At 63.7% G+C, this 15,429-nt stretch carries 18 protein-coding genes; 9 read left to right on the forward strand and 9 right to left on the reverse strand.

The annotated features are described in order from the left end of the window. Positions 1-74: 74 nt before the first annotated feature. Positions 75-383, forward strand: a complete 309-nt coding sequence (locus K7H93_RS03285; protein ID WP_082385021.1) for an excalibur calcium-binding domain-containing protein — start codon at positions 75-77, stop codon at positions 381-383. A gap of 40 nt (positions 384-423) precedes the next feature. On the opposite strand, the gene K7H93_RS03290 is transcribed toward K7H93_RS03285, so the two are convergent. Beyond that, positions 424-1,629 carry a trans-sulfuration enzyme family protein gene (locus tag K7H93_RS03290; RefSeq protein WP_230782448.1) on the reverse strand — a complete coding sequence of 402 codons (1,206 nt, stop codon included), beginning with the start codon at positions 1,627-1,629 and terminating at the stop codon, positions 424-426. Positions 1,630-1,784: 155 nt separating this feature from the next. Here K7H93_RS03290 and K7H93_RS03295 point away from each other — a divergent pair, with 155 nt between their 5' ends. Beyond that, entirely contained in the window at positions 1,785-3,080 is a 1,296-nt protein-coding gene (locus K7H93_RS03295) for a phospholipid carrier-dependent glycosyltransferase (RefSeq protein WP_230782450.1), read from the forward strand. A 96-nt stretch (positions 3,081-3,176) separates the two neighbouring features. Here K7H93_RS03295 and K7H93_RS03300 read toward each other — a convergent pair whose 3' ends face one another. The 5 genes from K7H93_RS03300 to K7H93_RS03320 all read right to left on the reverse strand — a co-directional run bounded on the left by K7H93_RS03300 (position 3,177) and on the right by K7H93_RS03320 (position 6,684). After that, positions 3,177-4,265 (reverse strand): glycosyltransferase, encoded by a 1,089-nt coding sequence (locus tag K7H93_RS03300; RefSeq protein WP_230782453.1) that lies wholly within the window; start codon positions 4,263-4,265, stop codon positions 3,177-3,179. Between the two features lie 28 nt (positions 4,266-4,293). Next, positions 4,294-4,890: a DNA repair protein RecO gene (gene recO / locus K7H93_RS03305; protein WP_230782455.1), complete on the reverse strand. Its 597-nt coding sequence runs from the start codon at positions 4,888-4,890 to the stop codon at positions 4,294-4,296. 161 nt (positions 4,891-5,051) lie between these two features. After that, complete coding sequence (locus K7H93_RS03310; RefSeq protein ID WP_230782456.1) at positions 5,052-5,288, reverse strand: hypothetical protein; 237 nt, start codon at positions 5,286-5,288, stop codon at positions 5,052-5,054. Between the two features lie 152 nt (positions 5,289-5,440). Further along, positions 5,441-5,863 carry a GFA family protein gene (locus K7H93_RS03315; protein ID WP_222825831.1) on the reverse strand — a complete coding sequence of 141 codons (423 nt, stop codon included), beginning with the start codon at positions 5,861-5,863 and terminating at the stop codon, positions 5,441-5,443. After that, a complete protein-coding gene (locus K7H93_RS03320) occupies positions 5,830-6,684 on the reverse strand; it encodes a sterol desaturase family protein (protein ID WP_230782458.1) in 855 nt (284 codons plus the stop codon). Before K7H93_RS03320 ends, K7H93_RS03315 begins: the two co-directional genes overlap by 34 nt. A gap of 185 nt (positions 6,685-6,869) precedes the next feature. Here K7H93_RS03320 and K7H93_RS03325 point away from each other — a divergent pair, with 185 nt between their 5' ends. From K7H93_RS03325 to K7H93_RS03355, 7 genes are all read left to right on the forward strand, one after another. Further along, on the forward strand, positions 6,870-7,523 hold the full coding sequence (locus tag K7H93_RS03325; protein WP_230782459.1) for an iron-containing redox enzyme family protein: 654 nt from the start codon (positions 6,870-6,872) through the stop codon (positions 7,521-7,523). Between the two features lie 11 nt (positions 7,524-7,534). Beyond that, a complete protein-coding gene (locus K7H93_RS03330; protein WP_230782461.1) occupies positions 7,535-8,194 on the forward strand; it encodes a GNAT family N-acetyltransferase in 660 nt (219 codons plus the stop codon). Between the two features lie 40 nt (positions 8,195-8,234). Next, on the forward strand, positions 8,235-8,921 hold the full coding sequence (locus K7H93_RS03335; protein WP_222825827.1) for a hypothetical protein: 687 nt from the start codon (positions 8,235-8,237) through the stop codon (positions 8,919-8,921). Positions 8,922-9,038: 117 nt separating this feature from the next. Continuing rightward, complete coding sequence (locus K7H93_RS03340) at positions 9,039-9,974, forward strand: fatty acid desaturase (protein ID WP_230782463.1); 936 nt, start codon at positions 9,039-9,041, stop codon at positions 9,972-9,974. Further along, on the forward strand, positions 9,971-11,146 hold the full coding sequence (locus tag K7H93_RS03345; RefSeq protein ID WP_230782465.1) for a phytanoyl-CoA dioxygenase family protein: 1,176 nt from the start codon (positions 9,971-9,973) through the stop codon (positions 11,144-11,146). The genes K7H93_RS03340 and K7H93_RS03345 overlap by 4 nt, the downstream gene beginning before the upstream one ends. Further along, on the forward strand, positions 11,143-12,327 hold the full coding sequence (locus K7H93_RS03350; protein WP_230782466.1) for a CapA family protein: 1,185 nt from the start codon (positions 11,143-11,145) through the stop codon (positions 12,325-12,327). The genes K7H93_RS03345 and K7H93_RS03350 overlap by 4 nt, the downstream gene beginning before the upstream one ends. After that, a complete protein-coding gene (locus tag K7H93_RS03355; protein WP_230782467.1) occupies positions 12,320-13,555 on the forward strand; it encodes an MFS transporter in 1,236 nt (411 codons plus the stop codon). The genes K7H93_RS03350 and K7H93_RS03355 overlap by 8 nt, the downstream gene beginning before the upstream one ends. 130 nt (positions 13,556-13,685) lie before the next feature. Here the strand turns inward: K7H93_RS03355 and K7H93_RS03360 are convergent, their stop codons facing one another. From K7H93_RS03360 to K7H93_RS03370, 3 genes are all read right to left on the reverse strand, one after another. Then, the gene (locus tag K7H93_RS03360) at positions 13,686-13,931 is read right to left on the reverse strand and encodes an accessory factor UbiK family protein (RefSeq protein ID WP_010234617.1); all 246 of its coding nucleotides are present in this window, start codon (positions 13,929-13,931) and stop codon (positions 13,686-13,688) included. 56 nt (positions 13,932-13,987) lie between these two features. After that, positions 13,988-14,542 (reverse strand): TspO/MBR family protein, encoded by a 555-nt coding sequence (locus K7H93_RS03365; protein ID WP_010234614.1) that lies wholly within the window; start codon positions 14,540-14,542, stop codon positions 13,988-13,990. 108 nt (positions 14,543-14,650) lie between these two features. After that, on the reverse strand, positions 14,651-15,406 hold the full coding sequence (locus K7H93_RS03370) for a TlyA family RNA methyltransferase (RefSeq protein ID WP_230782468.1): 756 nt from the start codon (positions 15,404-15,406) through the stop codon (positions 14,651-14,653). Positions 15,407-15,429: the final 23 nt, after the last annotated feature.

The following is a 15,429-nucleotide window of genomic DNA, read 5'->3' on the forward strand; positions in this document are numbered from 1 at the left end:
GCATGTGCGGTACCACTGCCGCCCGCGCCCGGAATTCATTTCTCAAGATCGCAGCAACATGCTTAGCTCGCACCATGCGGCTGACTATTCTCGCCTCGCTCGCACTTCTATCGACCCCGGTTACCACGGTAGAGGTATCCGCCCACCCCGGCGGGCTCGATGCCAAGGGATGCCATAACAACCGCAAGACCGGCGACTATCACTGCCACCGGCAGCGGCGTGCAACCCGGCCCGCGAGTGGAAATTCGGTCGATGGCAGCGTCTATTTCCCGAACTGCACCACCGCCCGGGCAGCGGGTTTCAGCAATATTCGTCGCGGGCAACCCGGCTATCGCCCGGAGCTGGACCGCGACGATGACGGGATTGCCTGCGAGTCGAATTAGCCCGGCGATGGGGCCGCAAAAGTGGAGGCTTCAGCCCCGGTCAGAACCCCGCCGCGCCCAGCGCCCGGTCGATATCCTCGCGCAGATCCTCGATGTCCTCCAGCCCGACATTGATCCGCACCAGTCCCTCGGTCACGCCCATCTCGACGCGCGCCTCTTCGCTTAGGCCCGCATGCGTGGTGCTGGCGGGATGGCAGGCGAGGCTGCGCGAGTCGCCGATATTGTTCGACAGATCGACCAGCTCCAGCGCGTCGAGAAAGGCGTGCGCCTTGGCGCGGCTGCCGAGATCGAAGGCGAAGATCGGCCCGGTGGCGCGCATCTGCTTCAAGGCGAGCGCGTGGCGCGGGTGGCTTTCCAGCCCGGGATGCAGGATGCGCGGCACGCGCGGTTCCATGAATGCGCCCAGCGCAACGGCGTTCTGGCTCTGCCGGTGCGCGCGCAGGTCGAGCGTCTCCAACCCTTTCATCACCACCCACGCATTGAAGGGCGAGAGGTTGGGCCCGGTGTTGCGCTGGAACGGCAGCAGCACCTCGTCGATCCATTGCTTCGTCCCGCACACCGCGCCCGCGAGCACGCGGCCCTGCCCGTCCATCAGCTTGGTCGCGCTATACGCCACCACGTCCGCGCCGAACTCCATCGGCCGCTGCAGCGCGGGCGAGGCAAAGGCATTGTCGACCACGGTGGTAATCCCGTGCGTCTTCGCGACGCCGCAGACATGCTCCAGATCGACCACGTCGAGCGTCGGGTTGGCAGGCGTTTCGAAGAAGAACACCTTGGTGTTGGGGCGGATCGCGGCTTCCCACGCGGCATTGTCTGCGCTGTCGATGACCGTCGTCTCGATCCCGAAGCGCGGGAGCAGGTGGTCGACCAGCCAACGGCACGAGCCGAACGCGGCGCGCGCGGCAACGCAGTGGTCGCCTGCGGAAAGCTGGCACAGCAGCGCGGCGGTCATCGCGGCCATCCCGCTCGCCTGCACGCGGCATGCCTCGGCCCCCTCCATCAGCGCGATGCGTTCTTCCAACATCGCGACCGTGGGGTTCTGGAGGCGCGAATAGGTCATCCCCTCAGCCTCGCCCGCGAAGCGCGCGGCGACTTCGGCCGCATTGTCGTAGGTATAGCCCGAGGTGAGGAACAGCGCCTCGCTCGTCTCGCCATGCTCGGATCGCCATGTACCGCCGCGCACGGCCTGCGTTGCGGGGCGCCACTTGAAAGTGACGGAGCGATCCATTCCGGTGGTCTTCTTCATGGGGCCACCGGCTAGGCCCGTGCGCGCGTGCGGGCAAAAGGAAATTGCTTCTCGGCAGCCAAGCCACACTGCGTGGCCAATCGGCAACGCGGGCACCGCGATGATCATCGGCCCGCTTGTCGCCGTGCCTCGTCGCCCGTATCGCATGGCCCGCAATGACCCGAGCGCACGCGACCCGCGTTCCTGCAAGCGACGATCCCTTGCTGGCCTGCCTCGGCCTGACGCTGGGCTTTTTCCTGCTGTGCCTGTGGCGGCTGTGGCTGCCCAGCGGGCCCTACTTCGATGAAATCCATTACCTTCCTGCCGCGCGCGAGCTGCTGACAGGGTTCGACTATCGCAACCCGGAACACCCGCCGCTGGGCAAGGAGATCATCGCGGCCGGTATCTGGCTGCTGGGCGACGGGCCGTGGGGCTGGCGGATCTTCTCCGCGCTGGCGGGCGCGCTCGCGCTGTTTGCCGGGATGCGCGCGCTGTGGCACGCGAGCCACAGCCGCGATGCGACGCTGGCCTATGGCGTGCTGCTGGCGACCGGCTTCCTGCTGTTCGTCCACGCGCAGATCGCGATGCTGGACATCTTCATGGCGGCCTTCTTCCTCACCGCGCTGTGGCTGTTCGCGAGCGCCTGCCGCCAGCGCCGCGAACCGCGCGCGCGGCTGGACCTGATCGCGAGCGGGATCGCGCTGGGCCTGTCGATGGCAGCCAAGTGGAACGCCGTGCCGCTCGCCCCGCTCCTCGGCCTGTTCTTCCTCGCGATGCGGATTGATGCTGGCACCTCGCGCGAACGTTTCGCCGACGGGGATGCCAGCCCGGTGCGCGGGGTCTCGCTGGTCGAGGCGGCGCTGTGGCTGGGCGTGTTGCCGCTGACGGTTTACTCCGCGACCTTCTGGCCCGCCTTCCAGGTCGAGAACGGGCCGTTCGCAGGGATGGACCTGCTCGGCGCGCATATGCACATGCTGGAATTGCAGGAGAGCGTGAAGGAAGCGCATCCCTACCAGTCGACCTGGGACCAGTGGGTGCTGAACACCCGCGCGATCTGGTACCTGTACGAGGTCACCGACGGCGCGCAGCGCGGGGTGATGCTGATCGGCAATCCGCTGACCATGTGGCTTGGGCTCATCGGAGCCGCATGGTGCGCCTTCGCCGCGCCGTTCCGGCGCCGGGCCGACGCGGCCTTTGCGGTGACGCTCTACGCGGCGAGCATCGGCTTCTGGATCGTCGCAGCCAAGCCGATCCAGTTCTACTACCACTATTTCCTGCCCAGCTGCTTCCTGCTCGCCTGCCTGGCGCTGCTGCTCGCGCGGCTGCGCGCGACGGGGTTCGGCTGGGCCTACTGGGCAGTGCTGGCGGGCAGCGTGGGCGTGTTCGTCTATTTCTACCCGATCCTGAGCGCGGCGCAGCTGTGGGGCGAGCAGGCGTTCAACCAGTGGATGTGGCTGGCTGGGTGGCGTTAAGGCCTCCTCCCGCTTGACGGAGAGCTCAGGTAGGCGTGTACCCAGGCTGACGCCGAAGAACCCCCTCCCCATGAAGAGGGCAGAACCGGCTGCCCTTTAGACCCGCCCCCACACAAACCGGTTCGACAGCGCGTAATTCCACACCGCGGCGACCACGATCCCAGCCAGCGCGGCGAGCAGCCAGTAGGTGCCGCGCGCCTGCAGCAGGCTGGCCAGCGCGACATTGGCCAGCGCTCCGACCGAGCAGGCCACGCAGAACACCGCCCAGCCGCGCAGCACGGCGGGCACGCTGCGTAAGCGCTGGTCGCGGTAGGTCAGCCAGTTGTTGAGCCAGAAATTGAAGCTCATCGCGGCAAAGGTCGCCAGCGCCTGCGCGGCGGTGAAGCCGCTGCCCAGCATCCGGTAGACGACCGCCAGCACGCTCAGATGGACCAGCACGCCCGCCCCGCCGACCGTGCCGAACAGCGCGAAACGCGTGGGCACGATCCGGCCGAGATGCCGCTCGTACAGGCCGACCAGAAACTCGAACGCCACCGCCCGGTCGAGCTTGCTCTCCCCCGCTTGCCGCGCGGCGAAATGCATCGGCACCTCGGCCACCCGCAGCCGCTGGGGCGAGGCGGACAGGATGTCGAGCAGCACCTTGAACCCGATCCCCGACAGACGCGGGGCGAGCGCGCGCAGCCGTGCGGTCTCCATCGCGAAGAACCCGCTCATCGGGTCGCTCAGCTCGACCCCGGTTAGCATCCGCGCGAGCCGGTTGGCCAGCCGCGATCCGCGTTCGCGCCGCGCGCTGGGCAGGCCATCCGCGCTCGCCCCCTCGGCAAAGCGGGAGGCGACCACCAGGTCCGCCGCGCCGCCGCGCAGGTGTTCGAGCATGTGCGGGATCAGCGCGGGGTCGTGCTGCAGATCGGCATCCATCACCACGACCACGGGCGCGGCGGTGGCGCACGCGCCCTCGATCACCGCCGAGGCAAGTCCGCGCCGCCCGATCCGCTGGATGATCCGGATCTTGCGGTTGTGGAGCGCGATCTCGCGCAGCGCATCGGCGGTGCCGTCGGTGCTGTCGTCGTCGACGAAGATCGCTTCCCAGCGCAGTTCCGCCAGTTCCGCGTCGAGCTTTTCGATCAGCGGGACGATATTGTCGCGCTCGTTGAGCGTGGGCAGGATGACCGCGATTTCAAGCACTCAGGTGTGACCCCCAATGGCCGAAAAGTCAGGCAATCCGCGCCAGCCGCTCCAGCAGCCGACCGCGCGCGGCCATAGCATCGCCATGCCGCTCGGCAAGCAGGTAGCGCTCAAGCGCGGGGCCGAGCGCACCCAGCGCGGCGAGCGTTTGCGGCAGATCGCCCGCCTCGGGCTTCATCCCGCCATAGCCAAGCTCGCGCAGCAGCAGCACCTCGTAGGAGAGCAGCGCGGGTGCCCAGCCGCGTGCGGAGGGCGCATGGCAGATCGCATCGAGCAATCCGCCCAGCGCATCGTAGAGGCTGGGATAGGGATTGCGCTCGGGCAGGGTCGAGGCGGTCAGCGCCGTGACCCACAAAATCGCAGCGGCGGGCAGCGGCTCGTTCAGCCACGGCGCGCGGCTGGTCACCAGCTCGACCTTGCCGAAGGGCAGTTGGCTGGCCGAGCGTGCGCGGATATCCGCCTCCACGCTGTTGCCTGGGATCACGACGGGCCGCAGCCGCCGCCCCTGCCCACCCGCGACATAGGCCGCGACCATCCCCGCCTCTTGCGTAAGCGCGCGCAGGATCACTGCATTCTCGCCATGCGGGCGCGCAGCGAGAACGATTGCGGGGGCCTTCAGCTGCATGAGTTACCGGCGTACGCGCTGCGGCGGATTCGTGGTCGTATGGAGCGAGCGCCGAGCATCGGTGCGGACTAGCGGGTCGCTGCCGGTTTGGCGAGATTGTGCTGGCCTGAAGGTCGGTTGGGCCCCTGCCTGCGCAGGGGCGACGATCTGTTTCGCGAAGCCTACCCCGCCATTGCCTCATTCGACGCCTTGACCGCCATCGAGCGCGGGCGGGCCATCGACCAGTTGGCCTGCATCCGCACCTCCGGATTTGGCGCGCACCAGATTTCTCCGGTGGCGTCGATCGCGGTCACCCACAGCAGGTTGTGTTCCTGCCCGTAGTCGATGACGCCCAGCGCATAGCCGTCTCCCTTGCCCAGGACATGGAGCGGGATTGGGGGATCGAGTTGTGTGAACATGGCGCGACAACCTCTCTTGCAGCGAGAGAACGCACGCAAAGGCCGGGCGCACCCGATCCAACATTTCATAGATTTCGATGCAAAAGCGGTGGCTTACCGCCAGCGGGCGGAGTTACTTGCGTTTGCCTTCCAGCGCATCGAGCCGCGGCGCTTCAGCGCGTCGCAAACTGCTGATATTCGTCCAGCGCCTGCCAGCCGAGCCAGGGCTCGTCATGTTCCATCCAGATATGCGCGATCGGTCGCTCTCCCGGATCGTCGTCCAGGGTGGCGACGCGCAATACCAGCTGGTCGGAACCATCGAGCATGGCGGCCAGCTGACTGCCGCACACCGAACAGAACATGCGATGCTTGCCTGCGGAGGATTCGAACTGCGAGAGCCGGTTCTCCCCCCGGGTCCATCGAAACTGGTCACGGCGAACCCGGGCAACAGTTGCGAAGGGTGCCGAATGCGCTTTGCGGCATGTTCGGCAATGACAATGGCCGATCGGCCCATCGAGCCGGTCAAGCTCGAACCCGATAGCCCCGCAAAGGCAGCTCCCCCTCAGCGCGGGTTTTGCGTCCCGTGTTCCCGCCACATCTCGACTCCCCTGTCTTGCACACTCGTGTCCTGTACATTCCGGTCGTGCGCAATGGCGTTCCGCGCATCACCGCCGTCTCGCGAGGTTACTTCGCGGAAGACCTCCTTGTAACGCGGATGCTCGGTGCCCATCAACCGGTCCCACCAGGTAAAATAGAGGCCGAAATTGTGCCGGAAATGACCGGTGTGGTGCAGGTCGTGATGCGTGGTCGTGGTGAATTGATCGAGAACGACGTTGTCGACGGTAAACCTGGGGAGGATTTCAACGCCGGTGTGACCGAGCACGTTTCGGGTCAATGCGAAGATCACGAAGACCTGCACGACAGCCACAGGCGTGCTGACGATCCCGAACCACAGCGGGAAGAACGCCGCATGTACGACCGCTTCCGGGATATCGAACGAATAGGAGGCAAATGGCGTCGGGGTGACGGACTTGTGATGCGTGAGATGGAAACGCCTGAACACTTTGGGGTGATGAAACAGCCTATGGCTCCAGTAGAAATAGGCGTCATGCACCACCAGCATCAGCACGAATACGCCGGCGCATTCCAAAATCGTCGCCCGACCACTGGTGTCGAGATGCATCCAGCCCTGTGATGAGCCGATCAGAACAATATACGCGCTAAGCGAGAAAACGACCAGACACACCAGCGACTGCCCGATCTCGCGGCGATAATCGTGCCACCCGATCCGTTGCCGACGGATCACCCTTCCGCGGAACCGAGTGCGGCCCACGGCGATGGCGAGCAGCCAGGCAGCGGTCGCAAACGCGAAATAAAGCGCCAAACGACCTTCGAAAACGAGCCAGAAATCAGACAAACCGGCACCTCCGATGTATTTTTCAGATCACAACCTCTCACTTCACCTAATCAAGAGCGCGCAATAAATATAATATAATTACCTCCGGAACGGTTGCTAAGTAACATTCATTATCGACTTTCTTGCTGTTGCCACCACCGAACCCGAACGCCAGCCTGTGGTCATTCGATCGGGGGGAGCATTCAATGCAAGCTGAACAGGTGCGGTCGCTTCGCGCGACAGCGGATCGGGCGATCGAAGACTTCGCCGACAACAAGGTAATAAAGGCCATCAAGGCGGGCGAATGGACGCGTGCGGATTACCAGTCGTTACTTTTGACGATATTCCCGCAGGTCCATCAGGGCACAATGTCCTTTGCGCTGGCCGCGGGGAACTGCGCGACCCGGCATTCCGCCGTGCGCGAGTTTCTCGTCCACCACGCTGAAGAGGAAATGCTGCACTACCAGTGGATCGCCGACGACCTGCGCTCGATAGGCTATTGTGGCCCAGACCCGCGCACGCTTCTGCCCGGCCCGCATGTGCAGGCCTATATCGCCTTCAACTTCTACAACGCGCATCACTTTCCGCCGTCCCGCATCGCCAGCTCGCTGGTCCTTGAAGGGCTGGGTGCAGCGCTCAAGGCCGAAGACCTTCTGCCCTTCCTGGAGAAGGAGGGCCTGACGCCTGCGAATTTCTCCTTCTTCCTCTCTCACGCCACCACCGACAAGCAGCACATCCAGGATCTGTGGGACGTGATCGCCGAAATCGAGATCGACGACGAAGGGTTCGAGTGGTTCCTGCACGCATGCCGAACCGCCGGATTCTACTACAAGTCGATGTACGACAGCACGATCGACTAGCGGGGGCGGCGATGGATTTGCATCAGCAGGTGGAAACGATCGACGTGCGCATTCGCGAGGGCGCGTGCGCAGGCGAATTCGCCGCTGCCGTGCGCGAGCTGTGGCAGGACATTTATGTCGCCGAACTCGGCTGGGTCACCGGAGAGGCGATCCGTCACAACGACGAATACCACGAATACTCGACCTATGTGCTGATCGATCTGGTCCGCGACGGAGAGCCGATCATGCCGGTTGCCACGGCTCGGATCGTGGAGGATTCGCAGCAAGGCCTTCCGATCGAGCGCTTCCTGCCACTCGGCCCGCTCAAGGAAGACCGGCACCTCATCGAAGTGCAGAAACTCATGGTCCGGCCCAGCTTCCGGTCGCGGCGGTTCCCCTCCGCCCCGCTTGGGCTGATGTCGCTGATCATGCAGCGCTCGATGCAGTTCGCGGTGACGAACAATGCATCGATGATCATCGCCGATGTCTTCGACGATCCCCAAGTCAGCCCGATAGGCCCGCTCAGGCAGATCGGCTTCGAGCAGATCGGCGTACCTTTTGTCGACACCGAACTGGGATCGCCAGTGGCCAGCGTCGCAATGGCGATCAGCCGGGGCATGTTTTTGCGCTCGCTGGTCGGCGGTGCCGATACGACCATGCTGCGCTTTCTTCGCGGCGAACTCAGCCGGTGAGAATGAACCGAGCCCTGTGGCTCCGACTTAGGAGGTTTCAATGCCAAACGCGCTTTCGATCGGCCAGCCGGGTGATCCGCTCTACGACGCGGTCGCCACGATATACGTCAATTTCTATCTCTCCGAACTGCGCATCATAGATCTGTGCGCCAGGTGGATACCAAGGCGGCATATCACGCGCGAGAAGTACTATCTGGTGCATCATGCCAACGACGAGGTTCGTCACGCCGAGCTCTTCAGGAAGGCGTTCGAAAACCTCGGGGGCACGATCGACGAAGCAGCAATCGAAAAATACCAGGTCAGGGACATGGAGGATCGCTTCGACCGGCTGTTCCGGTCCGATGACGAGATCGAAGTGCTGATCGGCCTCAACATGTACGCCGAAGGCGTCCTCGCGATGATGGAATTGCGCCAGCTCGGAAAGAACGCCCCCGAACTGTTTCCAGATTTCCTGCAGATCGCCCAGGACGAGAAAACCCATCTGGCTTTCGGAGCGAAGGTGCTCGGCCGGATTCTGGAGGATGAGCCAGAACAGCGTCAACGCGCGACCGAGATCGCGCGCGGCTACCGGGAACATCTGGGCTCTTACCTGGCCACTACCGTATCCGACATGATCGATTTCGGGGTGTCGATCAGCGCACTGGACGAGGATTACCGGCAGCAGGCGATCGAACTCTACGAAGAGATCATGGACCGCATCAATATCGATGTGCGCCTGGTGCACTGACGCATCGACGACACGCCGACGGGTTGGCCCCTTCATCCGGATAGCTTGATGAACCACGCAAACACCAGTCTTCCCGACCGCCAGCGCGAAGTCCGCGAATACCTGGGGCCGGACCGCGTGCGCGCGCTCCAGCGGCCGATCCGGGTGCTGGACTACGGCATGATCATTGCGCTTCCGGCGCTTTCGATCGCCGTTCTGGCAGCATGCTTCCTCGTCCAGTCGCCGGTCGCGCTGGTGCTTCTGACACTCGCGCAGGGCGCCATCTTCCAGCTGTTCGGGCTGCTGAATCACGAATTCTTCGTCCACCGCAAGGTCGGCGGGCGGTTTGGTCATGGCCTGTCCATGCTCTTCACAGCCCCGATCCAGCTCAGTGCGACACGCTACGCCGATGCCCACTGGGCACATCACGAGAACGTGGTCACGCCCGAGGATTCCGAAGCTTACAAGAGCGACATCGACACCCGGCTCAAGCGGTATCTGTTTATGACCGCAATCGGCACCAAATGGGCCGCATCCGGCAAGATGGGCGTAGGACGCGCGCCCTATTTCGCGCTCCGTCGGCCCACCGCGAGGGCGATTTCACGCGCGCGCGTGGAGGCGACCTTGTCGGCGCTGATCCTGGTCGGTGCGGTTGTCGCGGCGTTCTTCGCACCCAAGGCGATTCTGTTCGGATATCTGCTGCCTTTGCTGCTGGTCCTGCCCGCACTCAATGCGATCCGCATCCTCATCGAACATGCCGAGATTCAGCCCGATAATCCGTTTTCGATCGCGTCTAGATTTCGCTGCGGTGTGTTCGAAGAGATCCTATTCCTGTTCGATTCGGGCGAATATCATCTGATCCATCATTTTCTGCCCAATGTGCCGTTTTACCGGATGCGTACCGCACGCGCCGCGCTGCACGACTTTTTCGATAATCGCGATGTTCGCCGCACGCGTGGTTGGTGGCGCCTGCTGCGATCCTGGTACTTGGGCAATCGCAGACACGGAACGTGGTGGTCCGCCCAAACCGCGCCAGTGGCAAAGTCCACCATCGTCGGAGGGCGGCAGGGATGAAAGCGATCCTCGAAGAACTCAACGATACCCAGATCACCGCAGAGCTGGCGGCAATTGGGCGACTCTCGCCGGTCCAGTCGGCCAAGCTCAATGCGCTTTTCGCGTATTGCATGGCGCTGAAGGCGAAAAATCTGGCGCTGATTAAGGATCACGGCTTCTACATTGCGGGAGCCGAGTACAACAGCAAGCAGGCGATAGACCTTGACGGTCACATCCCCGCAAGGCTCGCCCAAGCCGATCTCGATCTGTTTTCCATGCACGGCGTTGCCGGCCCTTTCAGGTTGATCGACGACGCCGAGGCGCGCGATCTGGAACGCCACATCGAAGACCTGGCCTTCTCACGCGACAACCCGGTCTATCGTCTTATCGCCGGCAGGGATCGCGCGGAAGCGGACCTGCTGCTCGAAGAGCGAGACGTCATTCTGGGCGTGAACATGTTCATGTTCGACACGCGGGTTCGCGCGATCTTCAGCGATCCGGATTTGCTTGGAACGGTCAAGGATCTCATCGCGACGGACCGCGTCACCTGCTGGCGTTCACAGATCTTCCGACAGATGCCGGACGGGTCGCGCACCTTCTATCATCAGAATGTCGATTTTGCGGATATGAGCCGCCACCCTTCGTTTGCGCACCGGTCCGGGAAACGGTTCGAACCGAACTCGGCGCTCTCGATCTGGATTTCGCTGAGCGACTCGACGATCGAGTCCGGGACGATGTCGATTCTGGCGGGGAGTTTCGTCGACACCCGCGCCTACGATCTTCAGAAATACTTCCTGAACAACATCGATCACATGTTGAATGCGGTTTCCTTCTTCCCCCCCATACAGATCCGGGAGATGCTGAAAATATTCCTCTTTTCCCGAGGCGGCCATCGGGGAAAGTCGAAGGTGCTGATGATCCTCGCGCAATTCTTCTACGAGGACTTGTTCCAGGGCGAGTTCACCGAAATTCCCTTCATCGCAAAGCCAGGCGAGTATTACGCGTTCACATCTTTCAACCTGCACGGCTCGCGCCCCACCGCGCCGGGCCTGCGCCGCTCGACCTTGGTGGGCCGCTACGTCGACGACCACAGCGTCGATGTCGGCGACAACGACTTCATCCTTCCGATCAAGGGCGGCGGGGTGCCGGTATCGCCGGCCGGTGAAGGATTTATCGCAAAGCTGAATGCATGAGGCCGCAGCCGGCTCTTGCGCGTTCCGCTCGTGCCGCGGCAGAACCATGGCCAAAAGCGCTTAAGCAGGCCCGAACTCAAGCCGAACTGGCGCGCTACGGCCGCTATCGCTGGTGGGTGCGCGCTTTCTGGGAGATTCGCTTCTTCTTCCCCAAATGGCGACTGCCCGCGTCCTTTCCACGCGCGCCGATAGCTGCGGGCCAGCGTGCGGCCGACGATATCACGCTGGTTTTCGGCGGCGATGTGATGGTCAAAACCGGCGATCGGCCGGTTGTATTCGCCCCCTCTCTGCAGGAGACCTTGGGCTCCGCAGACATGTTCTTCGGCGCTCTGGAGGCTCCTGTCGTTGCGCGTGATCGGGATGAAGCGGTGCGCTATCCGCGCGGGCTGACAATGCCCCCTTTCGCGATGCCACTGGAATTCCTCGAACGGCAATGCGCGCTGGCCGGACTGGCACCGGAGCGCGTCTGCCTGTCCGTCGCAGCCAATCATGCCGGTGATCTGGGTGTCGAGGCATTCCATCATGGCTGCGCGCTGCTGAAAACTAGGGGTTTCCAGATCGTCGGCGAGCACGTGGCGGATGGTCGCCTGGCCGATATCGTGCAGATCGGCGAGCTGCGGCTCGCCATTCTGGCGTGGACGCGCTGGATGAATGACGATCCCTTCGAGTGGGAACGGCCGGGGGTCAATCGCCAATTCCATGTGGATGCGAGCGATCTCGCTGCGGAGCTGACGGATCGGCTTGCCGGATTGGCGATCGCGCTGCCGCATTGGGGTTACGAGATGCGGACAGAACCCTTGTCGGCCAATCGTCAGCTGGCCACCGACCTGCGCCGCGCAGGCTTCGGTCTGATTGTCGGTAGCCACCCGCATATGCTGCAACCGCTAGATTATCAGCGCGGTACGCTGTGCGCTTATAGTCTGGGCAACTTCACCTACACCTTGTCGAACATCGCGAAGCCCGGACGATCGTGGCGTAGCTGCCTGAGCGGGTTACTCGAAGTCAGCGTGAGCCGAACCACGGGCGCGATTTCCGGGTATCGGCTGATCCCAATCGTCGAAACATTCGATGGCGAGGACTGTCATCTCGTCCGCCTCGATGAGTACGACGGTCCGCTCAAGAGCAGTTATGATGCGATGGTTGCCAACCTTTTCCCACCATCCGATGCAAACCATGGGTGAGCCGGCTGCAGCCCGGGACTCCATGCGCCTGCCACCGCCCTTGCTCGCCTTTTTCCTCTCGGCCCTGGCCGGGACGATTGGTCACGCCATGTTCGTCTACGGTATCGTGGTGATCCTCACCGACGCCGGCGACGGCGCGCTGCAGGCATCGATTGTTTTCGCGGTAGCCTTCCTGGTGATGGGACTGATGACTCCGGTGCGTGGTTTTCTCGGGGATGTGGTGCCAATCGCTCGCCTGATCCGTAACTGCGGGTTCGGTATGGCACTGGCGGCGCTAGCATTTGCACTGGCAGTTCCCCTTTCCCCGGCCCCGTCCGTCCTGTTTGTTGCGGCGCTGTTGTCCAGTGCGCTCTATGGCTATGCCGCGGGGGGCGTCGCGGGCAACAGGATCGCGATGGTCGCACTGGTCACGTCGCGAACGGCCACGCCGACGATCATCCTGTCGATGATGACGGTTTTCGGCTTCACCTTCGGCCCCCTGCTATATGCCGTCGGGCGGGTCCAGTTCGGGGATTTCGCGGCGATGATGATCGTCGCCGCCATACTGCTGCTATCCGCGCTCAGCCTTCCGCAACCCGATGGGCAGCACGAAGCGAGCGGCGGCGACCGGTCCGGCGCAATGCGCGGTATCCTGGACGGCGTGGCGCATATATTCAGCAACCGGTCGCTTTGGCAGGCACTGCTACTCGGCATCGTTCCCACGCTGTTCGTTCTCGGCCCGGTGCAATCGGTCATGCCGCAGATGCTCGCGAGCGCATTTCCGGGCAAAGAAATTTTCCGCGGCCTGGTGTTCGTCGCGCTCGGGCTCGGCACGCTGGTCGGCGGGATCGTGAGCACCCGGTTCGCGCAATCGCCCTCGCGGCAATCCCTGGTGATCTATGCAAGCCTACTGGCCTGCGCGGCGATCGTAGCGGCCACATCATTCCTGTCGCAGGTCAGCGTGCTGGTGCTGATCTTCATCTGCGGGATAGGCCTGGGCGTACCACACGCGATCGTGCCCGTGATTCTGCAAGACCGGGTCGATAACAGCATGCGCGCACGAACGATGGCCGCGCTGACGTTGAAATTGACCGGAGTTCCAGCGATCGGTGCCGCACTGTGCGGCATCCTGGCCAGCGCATCGAACGCGCGCTTTGCTCTGCTGGTCCTGGGTTGCTGCGGATTGGCCACCGGCCTGCTGCTTGCCCGCTTCGACAGGCCATCGCAATCCGCCTCTGCGATCGACTAGTCCTTGATCCCAAGTTCATTCCGCCCCGGATTCTCTCGCGACGAAGCAGCGCGCGCATAGGCGGCGCGTGTCCATCCACGGTCGAGGGGTTTGACGACAACGGCGCTACGCGCCCGCGAGCGGGGCAGAGTTACTTGCCCTTGCCTTCCAGCGCATCGAGCCGCTTTGCCAGCGCCTCGTTCTCTTCGCGGGCCTTGGCGGCCATCGCCTTGACCGCCTCGAACTCCTCGCGGCTGACGAAGTCGAGCCCGCCGACCGTTTCCTTGATCCGCTCGCGCGCGCTCTGCTGCGCCTCGCGGGTCATCCCGGCAAAGGTGCCCGCGGCACCGTTCACCAGCTTCACGAAATCGGCGATCATGGGGTTCTGGCTCTGCATGGGGCGAGAGATGGCGCGTGGGCTCCGGTTTGTCCAGAGCCACGCGCGCTCCCCCGTTAAAGATCGATCCGCTGGATCGCGCCGGTCGTGTCGGCTCCGTCTGCTTGGGGATTGAGCTCACGTATCTCGTAATTGAGATACGCGGCGAAGCAGACCCAGGCGAGATAGGGCACCAGCAGCAGCGCCGCGATCTTCCGTACGCGCAGGAACAGGATCATCGTGATCAGGATCATCACCGCCATCGCGACGATCACGATCAGCGCATAGGTGATCTCGTGCTGGCCGAAGAACAACGGGGTCCACGCGAGGTTGAGCGCGAACTGGACGATGAAGGCGGCGATCGCGATGCCCCGGCCCTTGGCGCCCCAGGCGGAGCAGACCAGCGCGAAGGCAAGGCCCATCATCACGTAAAGGATGCCCCACACGATCGGGAACAGCGATGCATCGGGATAGAAATCGGGCTTGGCCAACGCGGCGAACCAAGGATCGCCCTCCCCCGTTCCAGCCAGCTGGCCCGAAAGGAAGCCAAGCAAAACAATGGCAGGAACGCAGAACAGCGCCCAGCGGATAAAGCTAGCGCGCAGCTGCGCGCGTGAGGCCAGCGTGGTCATCAAACCTCCAAACGGGGAATATCTGCGATTCGCCTTGCCGGGCGTATACCTTAACAACAAGCAAGTTGCAGACATTATACCGAATTGGCACGCGGGCCGCGTTTACCATTAACCGCGCGATGCGCTGATCAGGAATTCGACATTGCCCTTGGGCCCGGTGATCGGGCTTTCGACGATTCCCTGCACCTGCCAGCCGCTCGATTCGAGCCACGCGCGCGCCTCTTCGCACACCCGCGCATGCAGCGCCGGGTCGCGCACCACACCGCCCTTGCCGACTTCCTCGCGCCCGACCTCGAATTGCGGTTTGATGAGGGAGACGAGGCGGCATTGCGGGGCGGCGAGTTCCAGCGGGCGTTCAAGCACCTTGGCCATGCCGATGAAGCTGGCATCGCACACCACCCAGTCGCAGGATGCATCGATCTGCTGGGACGTGAGGATGCGCGCGCTGGTCTGTTCGAGCACGGTCACGCGCTCGTCCTGCCGCAGCTTCCACGCGAGCTGGTTGGTCCCGCTGTCGACCGCGAACACGCGCGCCGCGCCGCGTTGCAGCAGCACGTCGGTAAACCCGCCGGTCGAGCTGCCGATATCCATTGCAACCGCGCCGGCCGGGTCGAGATCGAACGCGTCGAGCGCATGGGCCAGCTTCATCCCACCCCGGCTGACCCAGGGATGATCGCGCCCGCGCACCTCCAGCTCGGCATCCTCGGCCAGTGGCTGGCCGGGCTTGGCGATCTTGGTCTCGCCTGCAAAGACGACGCCCGCCATCACCAGCGCCTGCGCGCGCGCGCGGCTCTCCGCGAGGCCCCGGGACACCAGCAGCTGATCGACACGCATCTTCTTCGCCATGGCGGGCGTGATAATCATGGACCCGTCCGGCGTCCAAGCGC

The organism is Citromicrobium bathyomarinum, assembly GCF_021021475.1.
GTDB lineage: Bacteria > Pseudomonadota > Alphaproteobacteria > Sphingomonadales > Sphingomonadaceae > Alteriqipengyuania > Alteriqipengyuania bathyomarina.

Excerpts from the sequence above, each read along its gene's own strand:
- K7H93_RS03285 (WP_082385021.1), top strand. The coding sequence starts at position 75 with ATGCGGCTGACTATTCTCGCCTCGCTCGCACTTCTATCGACCCCGGTT.
- K7H93_RS03290 (WP_230782448.1), bottom strand. The coding sequence starts at position 1,629 with ATGAAGAAGACCACCGGAATGGATCGCTCCGTCACTTTCAAGTGGCGC.
- K7H93_RS03295 (WP_230782450.1), top strand. The coding sequence starts at position 1,785 with ATGACCCGAGCGCACGCGACCCGCGTTCCTGCAAGCGACGATCCCTTG.
- recO (WP_230782455.1), bottom strand. The coding sequence starts at position 4,890 with ATGCAGCTGAAGGCCCCCGCAATCGTTCTCGCTGCGCGCCCGCATGGC.
- K7H93_RS03310 (WP_230782456.1), bottom strand. The coding sequence starts at position 5,288 with ATGTTCACACAACTCGATCCCCCAATCCCGCTCCATGTCCTGGGCAAG.
- K7H93_RS03325 (WP_230782459.1), top strand. The coding sequence starts at position 6,870 with ATGCAAGCTGAACAGGTGCGGTCGCTTCGCGCGACAGCGGATCGGGCG.
- K7H93_RS03330 (WP_230782461.1), top strand. The coding sequence starts at position 7,535 with ATGGATTTGCATCAGCAGGTGGAAACGATCGACGTGCGCATTCGCGAG.
- K7H93_RS03335 (WP_222825827.1), top strand. The coding sequence starts at position 8,235 with ATGCCAAACGCGCTTTCGATCGGCCAGCCGGGTGATCCGCTCTACGAC.
- K7H93_RS03345 (WP_230782465.1), top strand. The coding sequence starts at position 9,971 with ATGAAAGCGATCCTCGAAGAACTCAACGATACCCAGATCACCGCAGAG.
- K7H93_RS03350 (WP_230782466.1), top strand. The coding sequence starts at position 11,143 with ATGAGGCCGCAGCCGGCTCTTGCGCGTTCCGCTCGTGCCGCGGCAGAA.
- K7H93_RS03355 (WP_230782467.1), top strand. The coding sequence starts at position 12,320 with ATGGGTGAGCCGGCTGCAGCCCGGGACTCCATGCGCCTGCCACCGCCC.
- K7H93_RS03360 (WP_010234617.1), bottom strand. The coding sequence starts at position 13,931 with ATGCAGAGCCAGAACCCCATGATCGCCGATTTCGTGAAGCTGGTGAAC.
- K7H93_RS03365 (WP_010234614.1), bottom strand. The coding sequence starts at position 14,542 with ATGACCACGCTGGCCTCACGCGCGCAGCTGCGCGCTAGCTTTATCCGC.
- K7H93_RS03370 (WP_230782468.1), bottom strand. The coding sequence starts at position 15,406 with ATGATTATCACGCCCGCCATGGCGAAGAAGATGCGTGTCGATCAGCTG.